Below are 300 nucleotides of genomic sequence, written 5' to 3'. Positions count from 1 at the left end.
ATGGCAAAAGGTAAATTCGAGCGCACTAAGCCTCATGTGAACATCGGCACGATTGGTCACGTCGACCATGGCAAGACGTCGCTGACGGCGGCGATCACCAAGTATTTTGGCGAATACAAGCGCTATGACCAGATCGACGCGGCGCCCGAAGAGAAGGCGCGCGGCATCACGATTTCGACGGCGCATGTCGAATACGAGACGGCCAACCGCCACTATGCCCATGTCGACTGCCCCGGCCACGCCGACTATGTGAAGAACATGATCACCGGTGCCGCGCAGATGGACGGCGCGATCCTGGTT

At 58.7% G+C, this 300-nt stretch carries 1 protein-coding gene; it reads left to right on the top strand.

Going from position 1 to position 300, the window contains the following annotated elements; all coding sequences use genetic code 11:
• Positions 1–300, top strand: a 300-nt coding sequence (locus C9427_RS33655) for a GTP-binding protein (protein ID WP_181167479.1), incomplete at its 3' end; no start/stop codon positions are given.

The sequence above is a fragment of the Mesorhizobium helmanticense genome (assembly GCF_003034915.1).
In the GTDB taxonomy this organism is placed as follows: Bacteria; Pseudomonadota; Alphaproteobacteria; order Rhizobiales; family Rhizobiaceae; genus Mesorhizobium; species Mesorhizobium helmanticense.
Note: the sequence above shows the minus strand (reverse complement) of the source record. Positions and strands in the feature narration are given on the sequence as shown.